20 protein-coding genes and 1 pseudogene are annotated in these 21,715 nt (G+C 65.9%); 7 read left to right on the top strand and 14 right to left on the bottom strand.

The window, feature by feature from the left end; genetic code table 11:
* The 3 genes from CF70_RS06120 to macA form a co-directional block, all read right to left on the bottom strand.
* Nucleotides 1–1,282 (bottom strand): efflux transporter outer membrane subunit (locus CF70_RS06120; RefSeq protein ID WP_035861925.1); only part of this gene is annotated, 1,282 nt, incomplete at its 3' end.
* Nucleotides 1,275–3,269: a MacB family efflux pump subunit gene (locus tag CF70_RS06115; RefSeq protein ID WP_035861923.1), complete on the bottom strand. Its 1,995-nt coding sequence runs from the start codon at nt 3,267–3,269 to the stop codon at nt 1,275–1,277. The genes CF70_RS06120 and CF70_RS06115, both read right to left, overlap by 8 nt.
* Entirely contained in the window at nt 3,266–4,399 is a 1,134-nt protein-coding gene (gene macA / locus CF70_RS06110) for a macrolide transporter subunit MacA (RefSeq protein ID WP_035861939.1), read from the bottom strand. The genes CF70_RS06115 and macA overlap by 4 nt, the downstream gene beginning before the upstream one ends.
* Before the next feature lie 352 nt (nt 4,400–4,751).
* Between macA and CF70_RS06105 the strand changes: the two genes are divergently transcribed.
* Complete coding sequence (locus CF70_RS06105; protein ID WP_152561705.1) at nt 4,752–5,270, top strand: acyloxyacyl hydrolase; 519 nt, start codon at nt 4,752–4,754, stop codon at nt 5,268–5,270.
* Nucleotides 5,271–5,275: 5 nt separating this feature from the next.
* Here CF70_RS06105 and CF70_RS06100 read toward each other — a convergent pair whose 3' ends face one another.
* The gene (locus CF70_RS06100) at nt 5,276–6,613 is read right to left on the bottom strand and encodes an ATP-binding protein (RefSeq protein ID WP_035861918.1); all 1,338 of its coding nucleotides are present in this window, start codon (nt 6,611–6,613) and stop codon (nt 5,276–5,278) included.
* Nucleotides 6,614–6,904: 291 nt separating this feature from the next.
* On the opposite strand from CF70_RS06100, the gene CF70_RS06095 reads away from it, so the two are divergent.
* From CF70_RS06095 to CF70_RS06080, 4 genes are all read left to right on the top strand, one after another.
* The gene (locus CF70_RS06095; protein ID WP_035861915.1) at nt 6,905–7,681 is read left to right on the top strand and encodes a MipA/OmpV family protein; all 777 of its coding nucleotides are present in this window, start codon (nt 6,905–6,907) and stop codon (nt 7,679–7,681) included.
* A gap of 34 nt (nt 7,682–7,715) precedes the next feature.
* Entirely contained in the window at nt 7,716–8,468 is a 753-nt protein-coding gene (locus tag CF70_RS06090) for a polysaccharide deacetylase family protein (protein ID WP_035861913.1), read from the top strand.
* Nucleotides 8,455–9,618, top strand: a complete 1,164-nt coding sequence (locus CF70_RS06085) for a glycosyltransferase (RefSeq protein ID WP_035861910.1) — start codon at nt 8,455–8,457, stop codon at nt 9,616–9,618. The genes CF70_RS06090 and CF70_RS06085 overlap by 14 nt, the downstream gene beginning before the upstream one ends.
* Nucleotides 9,619–9,727: 109 nt before the next feature.
* A complete protein-coding gene (locus CF70_RS06080; protein ID WP_035861906.1) occupies nt 9,728–10,258 on the top strand; it encodes a MarR family winged helix-turn-helix transcriptional regulator in 531 nt (176 codons plus the stop codon).
* A 26-nt stretch (nt 10,259–10,284) separates the two neighbouring features.
* Here CF70_RS06080 and CF70_RS06075 read toward each other — a convergent pair whose 3' ends face one another.
* The 10 genes from CF70_RS06075 to CF70_RS06030 all read right to left on the bottom strand — a co-directional run bounded on the left by CF70_RS06075 (nt 10,285) and on the right by CF70_RS06030 (nt 20,326).
* Complete coding sequence (locus CF70_RS06075; RefSeq protein WP_051648075.1) at nt 10,285–10,809, bottom strand: aromatic-ring-hydroxylating dioxygenase subunit beta; 525 nt, start codon at nt 10,807–10,809, stop codon at nt 10,285–10,287.
* A 17-nt stretch (nt 10,810–10,826) separates the two neighbouring features.
* Nucleotides 10,827–12,116 (bottom strand): aromatic ring-hydroxylating dioxygenase subunit alpha, encoded by a 1,290-nt coding sequence (locus CF70_RS06070; protein ID WP_035861903.1) that lies wholly within the window; start codon nt 12,114–12,116, stop codon nt 10,827–10,829.
* Nucleotides 12,117–12,139: 23 nt separating this feature from the next.
* On the bottom strand, nt 12,140–13,420 hold the full coding sequence (locus CF70_RS06065; protein ID WP_035861901.1) for an NAD(P)/FAD-dependent oxidoreductase: 1,281 nt from the start codon (nt 13,418–13,420) through the stop codon (nt 12,140–12,142).
* Nucleotides 13,421–13,429: 9 nt separating this feature from the next.
* Nucleotides 13,430–13,747 (bottom strand): non-heme iron oxygenase ferredoxin subunit, encoded by a 318-nt coding sequence (locus tag CF70_RS06060; protein WP_035861898.1) that lies wholly within the window; start codon nt 13,745–13,747, stop codon nt 13,430–13,432.
* Nucleotides 13,748–13,821: 74 nt separating this feature from the next.
* Nucleotides 13,822–14,883 carry a branched-chain amino acid ABC transporter permease gene (locus CF70_RS06055; protein ID WP_051648074.1) on the bottom strand — a complete coding sequence of 354 codons (1,062 nt, stop codon included), beginning with the start codon at nt 14,881–14,883 and terminating at the stop codon, nt 13,822–13,824.
* Nucleotides 14,883–15,767 carry a branched-chain amino acid ABC transporter permease gene (locus tag CF70_RS06050; protein ID WP_035861894.1) on the bottom strand — a complete coding sequence of 295 codons (885 nt, stop codon included), beginning with the start codon at nt 15,765–15,767 and terminating at the stop codon, nt 14,883–14,885. The genes CF70_RS06055 and CF70_RS06050 overlap by 1 nt, the downstream gene beginning before the upstream one ends.
* A gap of 12 nt (nt 15,768–15,779) precedes the next feature.
* Complete coding sequence (locus CF70_RS06045; RefSeq protein WP_035861891.1) at nt 15,780–16,511, bottom strand: ABC transporter ATP-binding protein; 732 nt, start codon at nt 16,509–16,511, stop codon at nt 15,780–15,782.
* Nucleotides 16,508–17,287, bottom strand: coding sequence for an ABC transporter ATP-binding protein (locus CF70_RS06040; protein ID WP_035861887.1), 780 nt, complete (start codon nt 17,285–17,287; stop codon nt 16,508–16,510). Before CF70_RS06040 ends, CF70_RS06045 begins: the two co-directional genes overlap by 4 nt.
* A 41-nt stretch (nt 17,288–17,328) precedes the next feature.
* Nucleotides 17,329–18,546, bottom strand: coding sequence for an ABC transporter substrate-binding protein (locus tag CF70_RS06035; protein ID WP_035861883.1), 1,218 nt, complete (start codon nt 18,544–18,546; stop codon nt 17,329–17,331).
* A gap of 175 nt (nt 18,547–18,721) precedes the next feature.
* The gene (locus CF70_RS06030; protein WP_035861879.1) at nt 18,722–20,326 is read right to left on the bottom strand and encodes an MFS transporter; all 1,605 of its coding nucleotides are present in this window, start codon (nt 20,324–20,326) and stop codon (nt 18,722–18,724) included.
* A gap of 292 nt (nt 20,327–20,618) precedes the next feature.
* On the opposite strand from CF70_RS06030, the gene CF70_RS06025 reads away from it, so the two are divergent.
* Both CF70_RS06025 and CF70_RS35720 read left to right on the top strand, forming a co-directional pair.
* Nucleotides 20,619–21,581 (top strand): amidohydrolase family protein, encoded by a 963-nt coding sequence (locus CF70_RS06025; protein WP_035861876.1) that lies wholly within the window; start codon nt 20,619–20,621, stop codon nt 21,579–21,581.
* Between the two features lie 23 nt (nt 21,582–21,604).
* Nucleotides 21,605–21,715: pseudogene (locus CF70_RS35720) on the top strand (Asp/Glu racemase); the annotation flags it as partial.

Below are 21,715 nucleotides of genomic sequence, written 5' to 3'. Positions count from 1 at the left end.
GGCGGCCCGCGGCGAGCCGTTCGGCCCGGCTCGCCGCCTGCAGGGATTCAGCCAGGCGCTGATCCCGTAGTGCCAGGCTGGCATGGCCGGACAGCGCGTTCTCCACTTCGGCGAACGCCGTGTACAGCGACTGGCGATAGCGCACCACCTTTTCCCGGTATTCGTTTTGCGAGACCTGTATCGTCAGCTTTGCTTTCTCCCATTGCAGGAAGGGCAGGCTCAGGCCCGCGCCGAGCAGGGCGGTGGGATCTCGCAGCAACGAGGCCAGCGCCGCGCTGCTGGTGCCGACGAGACCGGTCAGCGTCAATTTGGGATAAAAGCCGGCGCGGGTAGCGTCGGAGTCCGCAAGAGCGGCGCGCAGGCGCCATTCCGCTTGCCGCACGTCGGGGCGCCTGCCGATCACTGCCGCCGGGATGCCGGGCGCGATGCGCGGCAGCGCATTGGTGGGCAGGCCCGGCGGCTCGGCCGCGCCGTGCTCCGGTGGACGGTTGAACACGATAGCCAGGGCCTGGCAGTTCTCGCTGCGCTCCTGGTCCAGTTCGGTGCGTTCGGCGAGCAGCGCGGCCAGTTGCTGCTCGGCCTGCGCCAGGTCGAGCCCGGAGACCGCGCCGGCACGGTAGCGCGCCTCGACGAGTTCCAGCGTGCGCCGCGCGTCCGCGAGGCTCTGGTCGGAGATATCGATCAACTGGTTCAGCAGCCCCGCACGCCAGTACAGCGTGGCCGTGGTGGCGGCCAGCGTGATCGACGCGGCTTCGAGTTCGGCTGCGCTGGCCCGCGCCTCCCAGTCCGCGGCGCCGCGCAGGCTGGCCAGCCGCCCCCACAGGTCGATTTCGTAACTGACGGTGGCATTGATGGCCGACTGGTCGCGCCGCCCGCCGCCGTCCAGTCCCCATTGGCGCGTAGCCCGGCCCTCCGCCGCAACCTCGGGCAGGCGGTTGGTGCCGGCGAGTCCCGCGAGCAAGCGGGCCCGTTCGAGCCGCAGCGCGGCAATGGCGAGATCGTTGTTGGTCTCCAGTGCCGACGCTACCAGCGCGTTGAGTTGCGGGTCGCCGAATGACTGCCACCACGCGTCCGGCCCCAGGGTGCCGGCGGCAGGGGCGGCAAGCGCATGCCGTGGCGCATGCTGCCACTGCCAGGGCACTTCCAGCGCGGGGTTTTCAACAGGCGTGCGCAACTCGGCGCACGCACCGAGGGCAAGCGCGATGATCGACAGCAGCGTCGACAGCAGCATCGACAGCGAGAGAGGACGCCTCGCGGGCAGCTTGCGCGGGCGGCTATTCATGGCCAAGCGCCTCGATCGGCTGCAGGCGCGCGGCATTGCGCGCCGGCATATAGCCGAAGACCACGCCGATCAGCGACGAGCACACGAAAGCGCCAGCCACCGCGCTTGCGGAGAACACCATCCGCCACTGCGGCATCAGCAGCGCCAGCACCAGCCCGATCAGATAGGCCAGCAAGGTACCGAGGGCACCGCCCACCATGCAGACCAGCACGGCTTCGGTGAGGAACTGCAGCAGCACGTCGCGCTGGCGTGCGCCGACGGCCATGCGGATGCCGATCTCCCTGGTGCGCTCTGTCACGGAGACCAGCATGATGTTCATGACGCCGATGCCGCCAACCAGCAGCGAGATCACCGCCACCGCCGACAGGAACAGGGTGAGCGCCTGGCCGGTACGTTCCACGGTCTTGACGATGCTGTCCATGTTGTAGGTAAAGAAATCCTTCTTGCCGTGGCGCTGCGTCAGCACGCGCTCGATGCCGTGCTGCGCCGCCGCGCTGGGCTGGCCTTCGCGGATGCGCACGGAGACTTCGTCGAAATGCACCCGGCCAAACAGGCGGCTGCCAGCCGTGGTGTAGGGCAGCCAGATGTTGAGGCTGCTGCCGTTGTCGTCGAACATGCTTTTCTTCTCGCGCGCGACGCCAATGACCACGCAGGGCAGGCTGCCCACCAGCACGATCTTGCCCAGCACCGGCGTCACGTCGCCGAATAGCTTGCGGCGCGTTTTTTCGTCGATCACCACCACTTGCGCGTGCTGCCGCACCTCGTCTGGCCGGAAGGGCGCGCCCTGCGTCATGCCAAGGCCGCGCACGCGGAAAAAGCTCGCGCCCACGCCGTGCACGGAGGCATTGACGTCGGCGTTGCGGTGCCTGAGCCGCTGTACCTTGCTGGTGACTGGCGTGGCGCTGTCCACGTAAGGCAGCGCGTGCAAGGCGTCGATGTCGCTTTCCACCAGGGTGCGGATGCCCGCAGCGCGGTCGTCGCCAAAGTCGGCGCCCGGAAAGATCTCCAGCGTGTTGGCGCCGATGGCGCGGATATCGTTCATGACATAGCGCTTGGCGCCTTCGCCGATCGCCACGATGGACACCACGGATGCGATGCCGATGATGATGCCCAGCATGGTCAGCGCGGTACGCATGCGATGCGCCATCAGCGCGCCCCAGGCCATGGCGAACGCCTCGGTGAATCCATGCCACGCGCGTGCGCGCCGCGGCGGGGCGTCGCCGCCGCCATTGGCCACCTGCCCCGGGGCAGGTGATGGGGGGGCATTTACCTGCCCGGCGGCCGGCGCGGGTGCCGGCCGGTTGGCGCGGTCGGCCACGATACGGCCGTCGGCGATCTCGATGATGCGCCCGGCGTTGCGCGCCAGCGCCATGTCGTGCGTCACGATGATGACCGTGTGGCCGAGCGCATGCAGTTCGCGCAGGATCGCCAGGACTTCCTGCCCGCTGTGGCTGTCCAGCGCGCCGGTGGGCTCATCCGCCAGGATGACCTGGCCACCGTTCATCAGCGCGCGGGCGATGCTCACGCGCTGCTGCTGTCCGCCCGAGAGCTGGGCGGGGCGATGGCCGGCGCGGTCGCCAAGGCCGAGCCGGGCCAGCAGCCGGACCGCGCGGGCACGGCGCCCGGCGCGGCCGGAGGCGGCGTAGATGGCCGGCACTTCCACGTTGTCGGCGGCGGATAGCCGGGCCAGCAGGTGGTAGCGCTGGAAGATGAAGCCGAAGCGTTCCCGGCGCAGGCGCGCCAGCGCATCGTCGTCCAGCGCGGCGACATCCTGGCCGGCTACCAGGTAGCGCCCGGCGCTGGCCTGGTCCAGGCAGCCGAGGATATGCATCAGCGTGGACTTGCCCGAGCCGGAAGCGCCGACGATGGCGACCATCTCGCCCGCGCAGATGGCCAGGCTGATCTGGCGCAGGACCGGGACGTCCTGGTCGCCGGTGCGGTAGCTGCGCTCCACGTGTTGCAGCAGCAGGAGGGGCGCCTGTGTCATGGCTCTCCCTTGCCGGCCATGGCGCTGGCATCGCCCGTGATGACGCGATCGCCTTCCGCCAGGCCGGCGAGCACCTGGGCGTGCACGTTGTTGGCGAGGCCGGTGCGCACCTGCACGCTCTCCACGTGCTGGCCTGCGCGCAGCACCCGTACCGCAGCCGTGCCGTCCTTGTCGCGCGTGCCCAGCGCCGCCAGCGGGACCAGCAGGGTGTTCCGGGCCTCGCCCAGCATGATCGCGACCTGGGCCGTCATGTCGATGCGCAGCTTGTGCTCCGGGTTCGGCACGTCGAACAGCGCGTTGAAGAACACGGCGTTATTGATCTTCTCCGGCGAGGGCTGGATGGCCTGCAGCCGCGCATGATAGCGCCGGTCCGGCTCGCCCAGGATGGTGAAGTAGACCGCCTGCCGGTCGCCGATGCGGATCACGTCGGCTTCGGACACCTGCGCCTTGACGGTCATGGCGCCCAGGTCCGCCAGTTTGAGGATGGTCGGCACCTGGTAGGACGCCACCACGGTCTGGCCCTCCAGCGTATTGAGCGCCACCACCTCGCCATCCATCGGCGCGACGATGCGGGTATAGCCAAGATCGATCCGCGCCGACTCCGCCTTGATGCCCAGCTGGGCGATGTCGGCATCCAGCGCGGTCAGCTCGGCCTGCAGCGCGCGCAGGTCGGCCTCGGCGATCTCAAGCTCCTGGTGCGATGCCGCCTCCTGCGCCTGCAGGCCGCGCTGGCGTTGCCAGTTCAGGCGGGCTTGCCGCAAGCGCGACAGCTTGGCCTCGCGCCGCGCCTTGCCGCTGGCCAGTGCCGCGTCGGCCTGGCGCTGGGCGTTCTCCAGCAGCACGGGATCGATCTGCGCCAGGAGCTGGCCGCGCGTGACCTTGTCCCCCAGCTTGACCTTCAGCGATTTCAGCTGGCCGTTGACCTGTGCGCCGACCTCGACCTGGCGCACGGGTTGCAGCACGCCATTGGCCAGCACGGAGACCTCCAGGTCGCCGCGGGTCACGAGCGCCGTGATGTACTCGGGCTGCGTGGCCGGCGTCAGGTGCCAGAAGGCCAGCGCGGCCAAGGCGGATAGTGCAGTCAGCGCGGCGATGAGGGGGCGCCGGAGACGTCCTGGTTCTTTAGACATCTGGTTGGAGTGCGTGATGGAATGGCAGGCTCGCATTCTCGATGCCAGACGCGGCCATGTCTGTGGGAATTCCATTCTTAACTGTATGAAAGTGTGCCAGGACGTGATTGTTTGTCTTTGCCCCTGGAAAGACCGGCAGCACGGGCGGGAGGGCGCGGCCAGTGCCTGCACATTTATGCACAAAAACAGGACGATTTTCTAATCATTATTTATGGATTTCTATGTATCGTGACCGGCTATTTATTGGGAATCATGAATGCCTATGTCAATGAATAATGCGATGTCCGAATTCCGGATGGCGGGCCGGGCGGTTGGCACCAGGGGAAGAATGAAATGGCGCGGCGCGCTCTGCATGGCTTTGTCCATGCTCGGCGTACCGGAACTGGCAAATGCAGCGGATCCGCAGCCTCGGTTGCTGCCGGGCGCGGTCAGCATGCATCTGGGGTTTGGCGACGGCTACAAGCGCCTCGCGCTGAATTTGGAAAGCTCGCCGTTATGGAGCCACCAGTTCAGCGGGCGCTGGGGCCGCCTGGACCTGACCGGCGAGCTTGGCGTGTCCTACTGGTGGGCGAACGGCGGCCGCACGCCCGCCAGCGCCTGGCAAGCGAGCGCCATTCCGATGCTGCGCTGGTGGGTGAGCGAGCGGATCTACCTGGAGGCAGGGGTGGGCCTGACGGCATTCAGCGGCGCGAGCTTCGCCGGCAAGCAGATCAGTACGGCCTTCCAGTTCGGGGACCATGTCGGCCTGGGGTATCAGGTATCGCGAGCGGATCGCATCGGGCTCAGGTACTCGCATTTCTCCAACGCGGGCATCAAGCGGCCCAATCCCGGGCTGGATGTCTTTCAACTGACCTACACGCGCAGTTTCTGAGCGGGTCAGCCCGGTTGCGCAGCCGCTCGCGCATCGGTGTCCGGCGAGGCGTACAGGGCGGGCAGCGTGATCACGAACCGCGCGCCGCCTGCCTCGCCGCTGCCAAGCGACACCTGGCCGCCATGCGCCATCGCGATGCGCCGGACGATCGCCAGGTCCAGGCCGACGCGGTTGACGTGGCTGTCGCCGCTGCCATCGGTGCGATGGAAGGGCTCGAAGATGCGCGCGCGCTCCTCCGGCGGCACGGCCGGGCCGTCGTCCTCTACCACGAGGGACAGGGTGCCGGCGGCATCGGTATGGGCCTCGATGGCGACGGTGCCGCGCGCGTTGCGGATCGCATTGCGGCAAAGCTTGAGCAGCGCCCGCGCCACCAGGCGGGCGTCGCAAAGGTGGCGCGCATACGGGCGGCTGTTGCGCACATGCAGGACCAGCCCCCGGTCTGCCGTATCCCGCGCAACGACGGCGACAACACCGTCGATCATCTCCGCGCTGGTGACCAGCGTTGGCCTCACGGGCGTCGCGCCTTGCTCCAGCTGGCCGAGCGTGAGCAGCTCTGTCACCAGTTCGTCCAGTTCCCGCACATCCACGCGCAGCTTTTCGAGGCCCTGGGCGCGCCGCGCCGGGTCTTGCTTTGCGTCGCCGGACCGCAGCAGGGCAATGCCAAACTCCAGTCGCGTGATTGGCGTCTTCAGTTCATGCGAAATGCCATGGATCATCTCGCGCTGCTGCAGGACCGAGGCTTCGATGCGGGACGCCATGTCATCGAACTGGCGGGCCAGCCGATAGACGTTGGAGCGCCTGGACAAGCCGGCGCGTGTCGAGAGCTTGCCACTGCCGAATTGCTTTGCCGCCTCGCGCAGGGCATTGAGTTCGCGCCAGTGATAGAAGAGCCAGGCAACCACGGCGAGCAAGGTGGTGCCGGCGAGCAGTGCATACGCAATGAGCTCGATATTGGTGTAGTCCAGATTCCGCTTGCTCATATGCAGGATCTGGCCATCGTGCAAAGGCAGGTAGGCGTCGTCGCCGTCCGTGCCGAATACCAGCTTGCCATCGCGCAGGTCGCGCAGCCGCCGCTCGCCAAGATGGCCCGCGGCGTCCGTGCCGATCAGGGCGAAGCTCTCGCTCGCATGGTCTTGCAGCCTGGTCAGCGCGGCCCGGCGCCGGTCCCCTTCGTACCGCTCCAGATAGAGGGAAAGCAGGTAGCTGTAGCTTTTTTCCCTCTCGCGTTCCGTCTCGCTGAGTTGCTGGTGGTAGGCCGGGACCAGCACATGGTCGATCGCGGCGAGCCCGGCGGCTACGCCAAGGATCAGCACCAGGTAGAGCTTGAGCAGTGAGCGAACCATGGATTCATTGACTCCTTCCTGCAGGCCGGCGCAGATCCGCCGCCGCGAATCGTGCCGGGCCGGCGCTGGCTATTGTGAACGGATTTGGGTGCGTCGGAAACGCGTCGAGGCTACGCGATCGCCGTCTTGGGCGATGCGATTCTAGCGGCGATCAAATTGCCAATTGGCGCCGAAATAAACTTCAGACAAATCCGCACAATTCCGCACATATTCGCGTCACTTTCCAACAGACACGGATAGCCCCCCGTCCCTAAACTCTGGGGCTTGTTCAAGGGGCCATGGGTGAAATGAATGCTTGGTAAATATGTAAGGACCGGCGCAATTCTAGCCAGCGGGATCGGTTGTGCCGGCGTGCATGCGGAGAACGTCTACACCGTGGGGCTGGTCGCCGGCGCGGCACCGCGATACGAAGGCAGTAACGAATACCGGCCGGTGATCGGGCCGCTGTTCAGCGCGGATTTCGGCAACGGGTTTTTCGTCAACCCGCTGCGCGGGGGGATTGGCTACGGCCACAAGTTTTCCAACGGCATGTTCGCCTCTGTCGGCATCGACTATGACGTTGGGCGTACCGACCGCAAGCGAGTCGATTTGCCCGGTTCAGACTACCTGAAAGGCATGGGCCGTATCCCCGGATCGTTCATGGGAGCGTTCCAGGTCGGCATGCCTGTCTATGGCGACGCCACGCTCAGCATCACCCTCGATGCGCCGCTGACCAACAGGGATCGCGGGCTGAGCGGCCATATCGACATGGACGTGCCGGTGTACAAGGCCGGCCGGCACCTGGTGAGCATCAGTCCCAGCCTGCATTACGGCTCGCGGCGCTATACGCAGACCTTCTTCGGCGTGACCGACGCGCAGGCTGCCAACAGCAGCTTCCGGCCCTATTCCACCAAGGCGGGTTTCGACCGCGCCAGCCTGGCGCTGTCCTGGAGCTATGAGATCTCGCGCGCCTGGTCGGTGCACAGCATTGTCTCGGTGAGCCGCCTGCTGGGCGATAGCGCAAACAGCCCGATCGTGCAGTCCAGGCAGTCATATGTCGGGCTGACCTCGCTCAACTACAGCTTCTAGCATCGCATCCGACTTTCATTCGCAGAAGGAAGACATGAAGCCGCGAATCCCCATCCTGATGTATCACCAGATCGATGCGCCGCCACCTCGCGGCACGCCGATGCGCGGCCTCGTGGTGGCGGCGCGCGACTTTGCGTGGCAGATGCGCCTGCTCAAGCTGATGGGGTATCGCGGCCTGGCGTTGTGCGACCTGATGCCCTACCTGCGTGGCGAGAAGGCCGGCAAGGTGGTCGGCATCACGCTGGACGACGGCTATCGGAACAACCTCGAGCATGCCTTGCCGGTGCTGCAGCGCCACGAATTTACCGCGACCTGCTATGCGGTCAGCAGCCTGGCCGGCAAGACCAATTCCTGGGATGCATCGATCGGCGTGCCGGAGAAGCCGCTGATGACGCTGGACGAACTACGTACCTGGACCCGGGCCGGCATGGAGGTCGGCGCGCACACGCGCACGCATGTGGACCTGACCCGGCTAGGCACCGTTGCCGCGCGCGGCCAGATCGAAGGCTGCAAGCATGAGCTGGAGTCCGCGCTGGGCATGCCGGTGCGGCACTTCTGCTATCCCTTCGGCGAGTTCGACAAGCACGTCGTGGACCTGGTGCGCGGCGCCGGATACCAGAGTGCCGTTACCACGCAGCGCGGCCGCGCCGCCGTCGGCGGCAACCTGTTCGGCCTGCCGCGGGTGTTGGTTTCGCGCGCCTCGCATACCGGGCAGTTCTTGCTGAAGCTCGCCACCGCTTATGAAGATCAACGCGGCAAGGGGGCGGTTCGCCATGAATCGGTTTGAGCCATATCCGGACCCGGCCTCCGGCCAGTTGCGCGTGCTCTTGCTCAATTCGCTGCTCAATGGCGGTGGTGTCGATTCCCACACGCTTTCACTGTGCCGGGCGTTGCAGCTTCAGGACTGCGAAGTGACCCTGGCAGTGCCTTCCCGCGCCCGGTGGATCGTCGCCGCGCAGGACATGCCGGGCGTGCGCGTGATGGCGCTGGGCGCGAGGCGCGTGGTCTGGCCGCTGATCCTGGCGCGGACGATCCGGGAGCAGCGGATCGATGTCATCCACGCCCACCATGGGCGCGACTATTGGGTGGCGATCCTGGCATGGATGCTGTCCGGCCGCAAAGCGGCGGTGGTGGTGACGCGCCACCTGATGACCCGGCTCAAGGAAAGGACGCGCCGCTACCTTGCCGCGTTTTCCAGCGTGATCGCTGTGTCGGACGCGGTGCAGGAGTCCCTGCGCCTGGTGGACCCGGATCGCACGCTGCGGCTCAGGCGCATCTATTGCGGCATCGATACCGAACGCTTCCGCACTGTCGCCATGCGGCGCCAGCGCGTCCGGCAGGCCCTTGGGCTGCCGCGGGACGCCTTGATCTATGCGTTGATCGGGGGGGCGCAGCAGCCGGACGGCAAAGGGCAGTTCTACTTCGTCAAGGCGGCGGGGCAGGTGCTGGCACGGCACCCGAACTCGCATTTCCTCTGTGTTGGCGAAGGCGACCTGATCCCGCAACTGCGCCGGGAGGCCGATGCCCTGGGCCTGGCGGGACGCATCCACTTCCTCCCGTTCGAGCACGATGTGCCGTCGCTGATGCAGGCGATCGACGTCCTGGTGCATCCGCCCGTGGGCAGCGAAGCGCTGGGCCTGGTCATCCTGGAGGCATTGAGCTGCGGCAAGCCGGTGATCGCCACGGAACTGGACGGCATTCCCGAGACCTTCATCGACGGCGACCACGGGGTCCTGGTGCCACCGCGCGACGCGGGTGCACTGGCCGGCGCCATGTGCCAGCTCGCGGCGGACCCGATGCGCGCGGCGCGGATGGGGCGCCGCGGGCGCCGCTGGGTGGAGGCGAATTTCTCGCTCGGGTCGCTCGGACGAGAAACGGTGAAGTTGTACCGGGACTGCCTGTCCGCGCTGCGGCGTGGAGAGCGGCGCGTACATTAGGAAGGGCGGGGGCGATCCGCATCATGGCCGTTCCGGCGTGGTGCGTTCCGGCACCATGTCGGGGCCACTCGTCTATACTTGTCAGCATGCTAACAATTTGGTGAATGGAATGTCCACCGCGAAACGTCAAACGGCGCACACCGCGCCCCCGGTCGAGGATCAAGCGCCGTCCGAAGCGGACCCGGCCAAGGAGCTTCTCTGGGCCCGGCCAGGCTTTCTTGTGCGCCGCCTGCACCAGATCCACGTGGCCATGTTTTTCGAGGAATGCAAGTCGGCGAGCATCACGCCGGTGCAGTACGCCATCCTGACGGTGCTATCGGTGCTGCCGGGGCTGGACCAGACTTCGCTGGGGCAGGAAGTGGGCTTCGACCGCACCACCACGGCCGATGTGGTGCGCAGGCTGGAAGAGCGCGGGCTGGTCGAGCGCAAGGACAATCCGGCCGACCGGCGCACGCGTCACGTGCACCTGACCAGGGAAGGCCAGGAGGTGGTGGCGTCGCTGCGCGCCGATATGGAGCGCGCGCAGGAGCGCATGCTGGCGCCGTTGCGCCCGGCGCAGCGCAAGGTGTTCATGGACCTGCTGGCGACGCTGGTGGAGGCCAACAATGACTACAGCCGCACGGTGCTGCGCATCATGTAATGCGTTGCGCGCACCGTGCGCGCGGATTACACCGGGTAGACCAGGTCGTTGGCGATGATGGTGGTGTCGTACACGACCTGGCGCTCGGCCAGCAGCAGATTGCCCTGGGTGCGGGCAAAACGGTCGTGATAGGTGCCCGCCATGTGGATGGTGGTGGGACCTTCGACCAGCGTCTGCAGCAGCAGGAAGCTGGCTTGCGCATGGATCTCGCCATACGCGGTTTCCTCGGTGACGCGGGTGTTGGTGACAAGATGCAGCATATGGCGCGGCGCGAACATCTGGGTGCGCGCGATCGCCACCGCGCGGTCGTGCATCATGCCGCGGCCTTCGGCGTAGACCAGTCCCACGGGCATGCCGAGTTCCACGTTCTCCCTTGCCGTGACGCGGTAGATGCAATCCTCGGTAAAGAAATCCGGCCACGATTCCACCAGGCCGGCATCGAGCACGGCGCAGTATTCGGCGTGGAAGGCATCGATCTCCATGCGCAGCGCCTGCGCGCGCGCGGGCTCCAGCTTGCAGGAGCGGTAGAGGGTATGAGCCGTCGGTGTCATGGTTGGTGTCATGCTGTTCAGAACCCCATCACGCTGCGATAGTATTGGTACATGGCGCGGATCGCGGATTCCGAGATCAGCGAGTTGGCGGTGCCGACGTGGCCGGGGTCCAGTTTCAGCACGTTGCGGTCGGTGCTGGAGCGGCGCACGCCTTCCTGCACGAACTTCATCGCTTCGTTGTCTTCCAGGCCGAGGAAGCCGGCTGGCCCCATCAGGTTGCCCTGGCGCAGGCGGTGCCGCGTCATCTCCTCGCTGTCGTCCTCATAGCCGAACATGGTCCATTGCATCAGCATGCTGTCCGGGCCGTTGGGCACGATCTGGCGCACGCCCAGCGTATTCATTTCGCGCTGCACGATCAGGTTTGGCCAGATGGTCTGCATGGTGACGGACCACGGCGAGTCGAACTCCTTGATGTATTCCAGGAAGCGGTCGTCCCGCAGGCGCATGCCCTCGTGGAACGAGCGCATTTCCTTCTTGTTCTCTTCGCTCACCGCGGCGTACTTGTCTTCCTTCTTGGCCGAGGCCATGGTGCCGTGGCGGCCGTGCACCGGGTCGGCGATCATGGCGGAATCGTTGCCGGCCACCAGGAGACCGAACACCACCAGGAAGGAATGCAGCAACGTGGCGTGGTAGGGGTCTTTCAGGTTCTCGTGGTACATCTTCCAGTTGCACGGCAACTCATTCTTGTAGTACCCGAGGATCTTGAGCGGCTTGCCGTTGAACACCACGTCGAAATCCTTGAGGATCTCGGGCGTCAGGTACGCCTCCAGGCTCTCCATATCGCTGGCGTAGGAGGCGAAGATCACGCCGTTGCGCGTGGCCACCTGCAGCTTCATCAGACCGTGGTCTTCGTTACGGAAGTCCTTGGGCATGCCGCCGGCGCGGTTGACGCCGCGCTTGAACGGGACGCCCTGCAGGTTGCCCTTGAGGTCGTAGGACCACTGGTGATAGGGGCAGACGAACTCCGTGGCATTGCCCTGGCCGTGCCGGCAGAACTCCGCGCCGCGGTGGGCGCAGCGATTCTCGAAGACATTGATGGAGCCGTCCTCGGCGCGCGCCACCACGACTGGCGTGGGCCCGACATAGGAACGCTTGAAGTCGCCGGTGTTGGGGATCTCCGCCTCCAGCGCGACGAAGTTCCACGAGCGGCCGCGGAAGATCTTTTCCAGTTCCATGTCGTACACGGCGTTGCTGGTGTACACCCAGTCCGGGATGAAATGCAGGGCGTCCTCGGGCCACTGGCAGGCGGCCAGTTCGGCATCCTTGGCGCGCGGCGTGCGGTTGATGACCGCGTGGGTCTGGTACATGTCGGTTCCTCGTTCGGGATCGTTCAGGATTGGGTCTGGCCCGCGAGCGCGGCGGCGGCCTCGCGTACCGCTTGCTTCAGGGGCATGGCGGTGTTGCGGAGCAGGCCGATGTCGCAGGCGGTGCGTTGTTCGATCAGGTTGCGGAGCTGGCGCAGGTCGCCGCCCGCATTGACGGCGATAGCGTGACGCAGTTGCGCGCCGGCCATGCCAAGCAACAGGAATCTGGGGGCGTCGCCGTCCGCCGCGCCGTTGCCGCGCAGGGTGTAGCACAGCGTGGGGTCCACCGCGCCCAGCATCTGGATGTTGCAGCCGAGCTGGTCGGTCCAGAACCAGGGCACGGCGGCCGGTGCCGTCTCCACGCCGAGCATGGCGGCGGCGGCGATGCGGGCCTGCTCGTTGGCGTTCTGCCACGACTCCAGCCGGACTTCCTGGCCAAACAGCGGTTGGTACTGGCTGGTGCAATCGCCGGCGGCGAACACGCCCGGCGCGCTGGTGCGGCAGTGCGCGTCGACCTGGATGCCGCCGTTGCCCGGATGGAGCGCCAGCCCGGCGGCCCGCGCCAGGCCGGCATCGGGATGCAGCCCGATGGCGACCACTGCCAGCGGTGCGTGCAAGGCTGAGCCGTCCGTCAGCGTGACGGCAACCCCGTTTGTGGCCGGCGGGATCGAGGCGATCCCGCAGCCCAGGCGCAGGTCGATGCCGAGGCTGCGCACGCGCTGTGCCAGCCAGTCGGAGAACACGGCCGGCACGGCGCGCTGCAGCAACCGTGGCGCGGCTTCGATCACCGTGACCGCCAGTCCCGCCGCGCGGGCGGTGGAGGCCGTTTCCAGCCCCAGGAAGCCGCCGCCGATCACCAGCACGGAGCGCTCCCGGCGCAGCGCGGCGCGCAGGCCGCGCGCATCGGCCAGCGAGCGCAGGTAGTGCACGCCCGCCATGCCTTCCGGCAAGGCGGGCAGGGTGCGGGCACGCCCGCCGGTGGCCAGCAGGCAGCGGCTGAAGGCAATCGCCTGGCCGTCGGCGCAGCGGGCCGTGCCTCTGCCGGGATCGAGCGACGTCACTGTCGTGCCCAGACGCAGGTCGATGCCTTGCTCGGCATAAAAGCCCGCCGCGTGCACGCCGATGCGTTCGTCCTGCTGCTCGTCCGCCAGCACGGCCTTGGATAGCGGCGGGCGCTCGTAGGGGGCATGGACCTCGCCGCCGACCATGACGATGCCGCCGTCATGGCCCAGCGAGCGCAGCGCGGCTGCCGCGGTGGCGCCGGCCTGGCCGGCGCCGATGATCAGGATAGGGGCGTCTTGTGGCATGGCGGGGGCTCAGGCGGTGACCATGACGTCGACCATCACGTCGCTGTCCACGATCCTGACCGGATAGACGCGGATGCCCTGGGTGGCGGGCGCGCACATGGCTTGCCCGGTGCGGATGTCGAAACGCGCCTGGTGCAGCGGGCATTCGATGCAGCCGTCTTCCAGGTAGCCGTCCGACAGCAGCGCGTACTGGTGCGTGCAGACATTGTCGGTGACGAAGTATTCCCCTTGGCTGCGGTACAGCGCCAGTTGCGCGTCCCCGAGCGTGAGCGGCATCACTTCATCGTCCTGAAGCTGGCCGGTAGTGGCGATCTTGGTCCAAGCCATGATGCATCTCCTTTAATCAGTATGCTGAGTATTAATGATCAGTGTACTGATTTAAATTTTCGACTGAATCAGCGTTAACCCTTGGCTGTGGCCGAGGTGGCCGAGGTGGCCGAGGTGGCAGAAGGGCCGTGGAAGGAGGGCGCAGGCCGCGCCAGCGCCGCCCGGCGGGCCAGCAGCGCCTGCACCTCGCCCATGATCCCGCGCCGGAAGGTAAGCACGCAGACCACGAAGATCAGGCCCGTGACCATGCTGACCGATTCGCCCAGCGTGTTGAACCAGTCCGCGCCTGTCAGCGCGGCCAGGCTGCTGCCGAAATCACCCAGCTTGTTTTCCACCGCGACGATCACCAGCGCGCCCAGGATGGGCCCGGAGAGCGTGCCCATGCCCCCCACCAGCGTCATCAGGATGACCGATCCGGACATCGCCCAGTGCACGTCGGTGAGCGTGGCGAAGCCGAGCACCAGCGTCTTCAGGGCGCCCGCCAGCCCGGCCAGCGCCGACGACAGCACGAAGGCCAGCAGCTTGAAGCGGTCGGTGTCGTAGCCCAGCGAAATCGCGCGCGGCTCGTTCTCCTTGATAGCCCGCAGCACCTGCCCGAACGGCGAGTTGACCACGCGCGCGATCAACAGCAGCGCGGCACCGGTCACGGCCGCCGCCACGTAGTACATGGTCAGGTCGCTCTCCAGCGAAACCAGCCCGAACAGGGTGCCGCGCGGCACCGCCTGCATGCCGTCCTCGCCGCCGGTGACGGGCGCCTGCAGGCAGAAGAAGTAGAACATCTGCGCCAGCGCCAGCGTGACCATGGCGAAGTAGATGCCCTGGCGCCGGATCGCCAGTGCACCGAAGGCCAGGCCGAGCAGCGCGCCGAAAGCCGTGCCGGCCAGCAGGCCCAGCTCCGGCGTCGCGTGCAGCGATTTCATCACGTAGCCGCAGGCATAGGCCGCGCCGCCGAAGAAGGCGGCATGGCCGAAGGACAGCAGGCCGGTAAAGCCCAGCAGCAGGTTGAAGGCACAGGCGAACAGGGCAAAGCACATCAGCTTCATCGCCAGCACCGGGTAGGCGCCGAGGAAGGGCGCCAGCGCGACCGCCGCCGCCAGCAGGGCGATCGTCAGCCTTGCGCGTGAGTCGTTGATCATCATTTTTCCTTTCCGAACAAGCCGGCGGGGCGCACCATCAGCACGCACACCATGGCAACGAAGACGACGGTCGCCGAGGCTTCCGGGTAGAACACCTTGGTCATGCCCTCGAATATGCCCAGGCCGAGACCGGTGAAGATGGAGCCGAGGATGGATCCCATCCCGCCGATTACCACCACCGCGAACACGGTAATGATCAGGTTCTGCCCCATCAGCGGCGAGATCTGCATCACCGGCGCGGCCAGCACGCCGGCAAAGGCGGCCAGCCCCACGCCGAAGGCATAGGTCAGCGTGACCAGCAGCGGCACGTTGATGCCGAATGCTTCCACCATGCGGGGGTTCTCGGTGCCGGCGCGCAGGTAGGCGCCGAGCCTTGTCTTCTCGATCACGTACCAGGTCATGAAGCACACCGTGAGCGAGGACAGGACGACCCAGGCACGGTAGTTGGGCAGCACCATGAAGCCCACGCTGGTGGCGCCGCTCAGCGCCGCGGGCGCGGCATAGGACAGGCCGGACACTCCGTAGGCCGAGCGCAGCAGGCCTTCAATCAGCAAGCTGATGCCCAGCGTCAGCAATAGCCCGTAGAGGTGGTCGAAGCGGTAGAGGCGGCGCAGCATGGTGCGTTCCAGCACCACGCCCAGCGCACCGGCAACCAACGGCGCGAGCAGCAGCATCAGCCAGTAGTTAAGGCCGAGGTAGCTCATGCCCATCCATGCCAGCACGGCGCCCAGCATGAACAGGGCGCCATGGGCGAAATTGATGACGTTGAGCAGGCCGAAGATGACCGCAAGGCCGAGACTGAGGATGGCGTAGAACGAGCCATTGACGAGGCCGAGCAGCAACTGGCTCAGCAGGGCGGGCACAGGTATGCCAAATAAATCCATAGCGATGGTTCCTTACACGCCGAGCAAGGCGTTGAGCGTGGGCATCTTGTGCCCGAGCGCGCCGGCGTCGAAGCTCTCCACCATGCGGCCGTGCTCCATGACGTAGAAGCGGTCGGCCAGAGGCGCGGCGAAGCGGAAATTCTGTTCCACCATCACGATGGTGTAGCCGCGCTTCTTCAGGGTGGTGATCATTCTTGCCAGTGTTTGTACGATGACGGGCGCGAGGCCTTCGGAGATTTCATCGAGCAGCAGCACGCTGGCGCGGGTGCGCAGGATGCGCGCGACCGCCAGCATCTGCTGCTCGCCGCCCGACATGCGGGTGCCCTGGCTCTTGCGGCGCTCCCACAGGTTGGGGAACATCGCATAGATCTCGTCCAGCGGCATCGGCTCGCGGCCCGCGCTTGCGCCATCCGGCTTGAACACCGGCGGCAGCATCAGGTTCTCCTCGCACGACAGGCTGGAAAAGATGGCGCGTTCCTCCGGGCAATAGCCGAGTCCCAGCGGCGCGATGCGGTGCGTCTTCATGCCGATGGTCTCGGTGCCGTTGACGCGGATCGAGCCTTTGCGGGCGCCGACGAGCCCCATGATGGCGCGCATGGTCGTGGTGCGGCCCGCGCCATTGCGGCCGAGCACGGTGACCACCTCGCCCGGATTGACGGTCAGGTCCACTCCGTGGAGGATGTGGGACTCGCCATACCAGGCGTGCAGGTCCTTGATCTGCAGGGCAGGGGTTGGTTGGGTCATGGCATTGCCTCCGTCAGCGCGGCATCGGCCGTGCCCATGTACGCTTCCATCACCTGCGGGTTCCGTGCCATTTCCTCGTAAGGCCCTTCGGCCAGGATGGCGCCGCGCTGGAGCACGGTGATGCGGTCCGCGATGGATGACACCACGCTCATATTGTGTTCGACCATCAGCACGGTACGTCCCGCTGAAACCTGCTTGATCAAGGCGGTTACCACCTCCACGTCTTCATGCCCCATCCCTTGCGTGGGTTCGTCGAGCAGCATCAGCTCCGGGTCCATGGCGAGCGTGGTGGCGATTTCCAGCGCGCGTTTCCGCCCGTATGCCAGTTCGGCGGTGGGCAGGTCGGCAAAGCCTTCCAGGCCGACTGCCTTCAGCAGCGATATCGAGCGGTCATTGAGTTCATCGAGCGAGCGCTTGCCTTTCCAGAAGTGATACGCGGTGCCCAGCTTGCGTTGCAGCGCCACGCGTACGTTTTCCATCACCGTGAGCTGCGGGAACACCGCCGAGATCTGGAAGGAGCGGATCACGCCCTTGCGGGCGATCTGGGCGGGGCGCTCCCGCGTGATGTCCACGCCGTTGAACAGGATGGCGCCGGCGGAGGGCGTGTGGAACTTGGTCAGCAGGTTGAAGCAGGTGGTCTTGCCGGCGCCATTGGGCCCGATCAGGGCGTGGATGGCGCCGCGCCGTACCCGCAGGTCGACCCTGCTGACGGCGGTGAAGCCTTTGAACTCCTTGGTGAGTCCGCGGGTTTCAAGGATTACGTCAGCCTGGCTCATGCGTGCTCCGCGTCAGTGTCATTGCGTGTCGGCATCGTGGCTCACTTCTTCACGAGCGCGCATTCGCTTGCGGATAGCGGGCGGAACGCCGCGTCGCCGGGAATGGTGCCAAGGTATTTGACGAGATCCCACGGGCCCTTCGACTCCGCCGGCGACTTGGCCTGCGCCAGGTACATGTCATGCACCATCCGGCCATCCGCGCGCACCTTGCCGCCGTGCACGAAGTCATCGTTGACCACCAGGGCGCGCATCTTTTCCGCCACGGCCGGCCCGTCCACCGTCTTGGCTGCCTCGATCGCCTTGAGGTAATGCAGCACGCCGGAGTAGACGCCGATCTGGCCATGCGTCGGGTAGGCCTTTTGCCTGGCGAAGAAGCGCTCGACGAAGGCCTTCGACCTGGCGTCGAGATCCAGCTTGAACGGGTCCACATAGGTCAGACCCTGCGCGACGCTGGGCCCCAGGCTCTTCAGGTCGGTGATGAAGGTAGAGGGGGTAATCACGGTCTGGCCGCCTTTGATCAGGCCGAATTCGCCGGCCGCCTTGACGCCGTTGATCATGTCATTGCCCGCGTTGGCCAGCACTACCACCTTGGCCTTGGACGCGGACGCCGCCACGATGGGGCTGCTGAAGTCGCTCGCATTGAGCGGGTGCTTGGTGCTGCCGATATTCTTGCCGCCGCTGGCATCCACCTCTTTGCGGAAATCCGATTCCAGCGACTGGCCGAATGCGTAGTCCACGGTGATGTAGTACCAGCTGCTCTTGCCGTCGGCGATCAGGCGCTTGACCAGCGGCGCCGATACCGAGTAGGTATCCCAGCCCCAATGGAAGCCGGTGGGCGAGCAGTTCTGGTTGGTCAGCGCCATGGCGCCGCCCGTCGAGACGATATTGATCTTCTGCTTCTGCCTGGCGATTTCCTGCACCGCCAGCGCGGTGGAGGAGTTGGGGAAGTCGATCACCATGTCCACGCCATCGGTATCGAACCAGCGGCGCGCCAGCGACGAGGCGATATCCGCCTTGTTCTGGTGGTCGCCCGATAGCACGGTGACCGGCTTGCCGAGCACCTTGCCGCCGAATTCCTCCACCGCCATCTGCGCCGCGAGCACCGAGCCGCGGCCCGAGAGATCGGCGTAGGAGCCGGACATGTCGGTAATCACGCCAACCTTGACACCGCTGGCATCCGCCAGGGCGGCGGTGCCATACATCAGGGCGATCAGGGCAGGCACCAGGGCGATGCGTTGGACTTTGTGCAGAGACTTCATGGGGGCGCTCCAGACAGGGTGAATGAAAAACGGAAAGCAGGAAGAAGAGGGGGCAGGGCCCGGCCGTGCATCGTTTGCGTACCGGCCGGCATCGCCTTGGTGCAATGATCAGTATGCTGACTATAAAATGCAGTGTACTGAGCAAAGTCCGGGCCAGGTGCCATGGCGGACCGGCTCAGGTATCCAGGTCGCGGCCCCGCGTTTCGGGCACGAACACCATGCCGATCACAAACGCGAGGGCGGCGATCGAGACCGGATACCACAGGCCAAAGTACACATTGCCGCTGGACACGTTCATCGCCGTCACCACGAAGGACAGCATGCCTCCGACCCAGCCGGCGCCAAGGTGGAAGGGCAGGGACAGCGAGGTGTAGCGGATGCGCGCCGGGAACAGCTCCACCATGAACGCCGCCAGCGGGCCGTACACCATGGCGAGGAAGAGGATGGGAATCAGCAGCATCAGGAACAGCATCGGGCGGTTGATGGCCGCCGGGTCGGCGCGCTCGGGCCAGCCCGCGGCAAGCAGGGCCTGCCTGATCGCCTTGCTGTCGAAACCCTGCAGCGTGGCGTCGCCGATGCGCAGCTCGGGCTGCGGGCGCACCTCATCCTGGATGAATTCGTAGCCCACGCCGAGATCCGTCAGGTAGCCCTTGGCCTTGTCGCACGCGGATACCGGCTCGGCAAACAGTCGAAAGTGGCAGTCGCCGGCGCGCAGTTGCACGGTGTTGCGCTGCTGGAACTGTTCGAGCGCCGGATTGGCGTAATGCGTCAGCGCCTTGAAGATGGGCTGCGTGGTGAGGGCGGCCAGCAGGCAGGCGGCCATCATGATGTGCTTGCGGCCGATCCGGTCGGACAGCCAGCCGAAGAACAGATAGCAGGGCGTGGCGATCACCAGTGCGATGCCGATCAGCAGGTGCACCAGTTCCAGCGGCACATGCAGCGTCTTGTTGACGAAGAACATGGTGTAGAAATGCCCGGTCCCGAAGATGGCCCCGAGCCCGGAAGCCACCACGAACAGCAGCAGCACATACTTCAGGTTGGCCCAGTTCGTGAAGCTGTCCAGGATGGGCGATTTCGACGTGTTGTTGCCGGCCTTCATGCGCGCGAAGATCGGCGACTCGTGCAGCTTGCCGCGGATATAGACCGATACCACCAGCATCAGGAAGGACACCAGGAAGGGCAGGCGCCAGCCCCATTCGCGAAACTGCGCCTCGCTCAGGAAGGTCTTGAGCAGGTACACCACCAGCAGCGAGGAGAGCAGGCCGAGGGTGGCCGTAGTCTGCAGCGAACTGGTGTAGAGGCCGCGCTTTTCGACCGGCGAATGCTCCGCGACGTAGGTCACCGCGCCGCCCACCTCGCCGCCCAGCGCCAGCCCTTGCAGCAGGCGCAACAGCACCAGCAGGATGGTCGCGGTGATGCCGATCTGGCCATACGTGGGCAGCAACCCGACGCCCACGGTGGCGATACCCATCAGCAGGATCGTCACCAGGAACGTGTATTTGCGGCCGATCAGGTCGCCCAGCCGGCCGAACAGCAGGGCGCCGACGGGGCGCACCAGGAAGCCCGCGCCGAAAGTGGCCAGGCTGGCGAGGAAAGCGGTGGTTTCGTTGCCGGGCGGGAAGAACAATGCGCCAAAATAGACGGCGAGCGCCGCGTAGATATAAAAGTCGTACCACTCCATCAGCGCCCCGAAAGACGACGCGAGGATCACCTTGCGCTCTTCCCTTGTCATGCCTTGCTTGCGCGCGGCGGCACTGTCACTGGTCAGGCTGATTGTCATGGCCGTATTTCTCCTGGGGGCGTCCCAGCTTGTGCGTGTGTGTGTGCTTCACACTGTCAGCATGCTGAGTAATTTCAATCAGTGTACTGAGCAGAATTTGGGAGTGTTATGGGGGTTAACCCTTTTGACTCCGGCTAGACATTCCACAACCTCGTTGCTATATTAAAAATACTCAGCATACTGAGCAATTAAGCGGGCAAGCCTACGCAAGAACAACGGCACGCGCCCTCGCCGTCCCCGTTTCATGGCCTGCATCGCAACACGCCCCCACCACATCAGGAGTCGCCACAGCATGACGAGAATACGGAAGATTGCCCTGGAGGAACACTTCATGGCCCCCGATTTCCAGGCCTATTCGAAGGGATATCTCCAGCATATCGATGCGGCGGTGATGGCCGATCTCGCGAAGCGCCTGGCCGATTTCGACGACATCCGCATCGGCGAGATGGACCGTGCCGGCATCGATTTCACCGTGCTGTCGCAGACCGGTCCCGGCGTGCAGGGCGAAACGGACCGCGCCGCCGCCATCGGCCGCGCCCGCGAGAACAACGATTTCCTGGCCGCGCAAGTGGCGCGCCATCCCACCCGTTTCGCTGGCTTTGCCGCGCTGCCGATGCACGATCCCGTGACGGCGGCGGACGAACTGGAGCGTGCCGTGAAGCAGCTCGGCTTCAAGGGCTCGCTGGTCAACGGCCATACCCAGGGCATGTATTACGACAACCCGGCATACGACGCGTTCTGGGAGCGCATGCAGGAGCTGGACGTGCCGATGTACCTGCACCCGACCGATGCCTATGTGATGCCGCACGTGTACGCCGGGCATCCCGAGATCAGCGGTGCGGCGTGGGGCTGGGGCGTGGAAACGGCCAGCCATGCGCTGCGCCTTGTGTTCGCCGGCGTGTTCGACCGCTTCCCCCGGCTCAAGATCATCCTCGGCCATATGGGCGAAGGGCTGCCGTTCCAGCGCTGGCGTTTCGACAGCCGTTTCGCTGTGTACTCGCATGGCATCAAGCTGGCGAAGAAGCCTTCCGAATACATCGGCAGCAATATCTTGATCACCACCTCCGGCGTGTGCTCGCCCGCCGCGCTGAACGGCGCCATTGCCGAGATGGGCGCAGAGGCCGTGCTGTTCTCGGTCGACTATCCCTACGAATCCACCGCGATCGCCGCGGACTTTATCGAGCAGGCACCGATGGACGACGCGACCCGAAGCCTCGTCTGCCATGGCAACGCCGAACGCATTCTCAAGCTTTGAACCCCGACATAACGGAGCGCCCCGTGCAAAAGACTTTCCGGATCGGCCAGATCGTGCCGAGTTCCAACACCACGATGGAAACCGAAATCCCCGCGATGCTGCTGGCGCGCCAGCAGGTGCGGCCCGAGCGGTTC

It is taken from the genome of Cupriavidus sp. SK-3 (assembly GCF_000611145.1).
Lineage (GTDB): Bacteria > Pseudomonadota > Gammaproteobacteria > Burkholderiales > Burkholderiaceae > Cupriavidus.
Note: the sequence above shows the minus strand (reverse complement) of the source record. Positions and strands in the feature narration are given on the sequence as shown.

What these genes read in the sequence shown, in the direction of transcription:
- CF70_RS06060 (WP_035861898.1), bottom strand. Translation starts at nt 13,747, where the DNA reads ATGGCTTGGACCAAGATCGCCACTACCGGCCAGCTTCAGGACGATGAA.
- CF70_RS06090 (WP_035861913.1), top strand. Translation starts at nt 7,716, where the DNA reads ATGAAGCCGCGAATCCCCATCCTGATGTATCACCAGATCGATGCGCCG.
- CF70_RS06085 (WP_035861910.1), top strand. Translation starts at nt 8,455, where the DNA reads ATGAATCGGTTTGAGCCATATCCGGACCCGGCCTCCGGCCAGTTGCGC.
- CF70_RS06095 (WP_035861915.1), top strand. Translation starts at nt 6,905, where the DNA reads ATGCTTGGTAAATATGTAAGGACCGGCGCAATTCTAGCCAGCGGGATC.
- CF70_RS06080 (WP_035861906.1), top strand. Translation starts at nt 9,728, where the DNA reads ATGTCCACCGCGAAACGTCAAACGGCGCACACCGCGCCCCCGGTCGAG.
- CF70_RS06065 (WP_035861901.1), bottom strand. Translation starts at nt 13,420, where the DNA reads ATGCCACAAGACGCCCCTATCCTGATCATCGGCGCCGGCCAGGCCGGC.
- CF70_RS06025 (WP_035861876.1), top strand. Translation starts at nt 20,619, where the DNA reads ATGACGAGAATACGGAAGATTGCCCTGGAGGAACACTTCATGGCCCCC.
- CF70_RS06040 (WP_035861887.1), bottom strand. Translation starts at nt 17,287, where the DNA reads ATGAGCCAGGCTGACGTAATCCTTGAAACCCGCGGACTCACCAAGGAG.
- CF70_RS06030 (WP_035861879.1), bottom strand. Translation starts at nt 20,326, where the DNA reads ATGACAATCAGCCTGACCAGTGACAGTGCCGCCGCGCGCAAGCAAGGC.
- CF70_RS06100 (WP_035861918.1), bottom strand. Translation starts at nt 6,613, where the DNA reads ATGGTTCGCTCACTGCTCAAGCTCTACCTGGTGCTGATCCTTGGCGTA.
- macA (WP_035861939.1), bottom strand. Translation starts at nt 4,399, where the DNA reads ATGTCTAAAGAACCAGGACGTCTCCGGCGCCCCCTCATCGCCGCGCTG.
- CF70_RS06055 (WP_051648074.1), bottom strand. Translation starts at nt 14,883, where the DNA reads ATGATCAACGACTCACGCGCAAGGCTGACGATCGCCCTGCTGGCGGCG.
- CF70_RS06045 (WP_035861891.1), bottom strand. Translation starts at nt 16,511, where the DNA reads ATGACCCAACCAACCCCTGCCCTGCAGATCAAGGACCTGCACGCCTGG.
- CF70_RS06070 (WP_035861903.1), bottom strand. Translation starts at nt 12,116, where the DNA reads ATGTACCAGACCCACGCGGTCATCAACCGCACGCCGCGCGCCAAGGAT.
- CF70_RS06035 (WP_035861883.1), bottom strand. Translation starts at nt 18,546, where the DNA reads ATGAAGTCTCTGCACAAAGTCCAACGCATCGCCCTGGTGCCTGCCCTG.
- CF70_RS06050 (WP_035861894.1), bottom strand. Translation starts at nt 15,767, where the DNA reads ATGGATTTATTTGGCATACCTGTGCCCGCCCTGCTGAGCCAGTTGCTG.
- CF70_RS06115 (WP_035861923.1), bottom strand. Translation starts at nt 3,269, where the DNA reads ATGACACAGGCGCCCCTCCTGCTGCTGCAACACGTGGAGCGCAGCTAC.
- CF70_RS06075 (WP_051648075.1), bottom strand. Translation starts at nt 10,809, where the DNA reads ATGACACCGACGGCTCATACCCTCTACCGCTCCTGCAAGCTGGAGCCC.
- CF70_RS06105 (WP_152561705.1), top strand. Translation starts at nt 4,752, where the DNA reads ATGGCTTTGTCCATGCTCGGCGTACCGGAACTGGCAAATGCAGCGGAT.